This is a genomic window from Amycolatopsis sp. lyj-346 (assembly GCF_046548975.1).
In the GTDB taxonomy this organism is placed as follows: domain Bacteria; phylum Actinomycetota; class Actinomycetes; order Mycobacteriales; family Pseudonocardiaceae; genus Amycolatopsis.
In genome coordinates, this window is the sequence record NZ_JAJPWT010000081.1 from 1 (window position 1) to 530 (window position 530).

Consider the following 530-nt stretch of genomic DNA (forward strand, 5'->3'; position numbering starts at 1 on the left):
GGCCAACTGCACGTCGGCGATGAAGTTGCCGAGCGCCGACTCGATGCCCCGGTTCTCCTGGCCGTTGGTGTAACCGCGCTTGATGTCCGCGCTGACCTTGCCCAGTTCCCGCTTGCCCAGCTCCGCCGCGTTGGCCTTGGCCGTGGCGACGATCGCCGCGACCGCCGGGTCCTCCGGCGCCCCGACCACGTCGAGCAGCGCCGCGTCAGCGGCGGTGACCGACTTGGTCGCCGGGTCGAAGGTCAGCGTGACCTTGCCCAGCTTCTGGCCGTAGTCCTCGGCCTGCACCACCGGGCGCAGCTTGTCGGTGCCCGGAACCGGGACCTCGAAGGCGTACGGCTGGTGGGTGTGGCCGCTGAGGATCACGTCGATCTTCGCGTCGGCGCGGGTGTACTTCCCGAAGACCGGGTCGTTCGCCAGCTCGGCCGCGGAGTCGATGTTCTCGGTGGCCGCACCCTCGTGGGCGAGGAGCACCAGCACGTCGGCCTCGCCGTTGGCCGGGTTGCCGTCCTTCAGCTCACCGGCGACAG

1 pseudogene is annotated in these 530 nt (G+C 70.4%); it reads right to left on the minus strand.

The features are described 5' to 3' along the window. A pseudogene (locus ACLJQE_RS44805) lies at positions 1 to 530 on the minus strand (hypothetical protein); the annotation flags it as partial.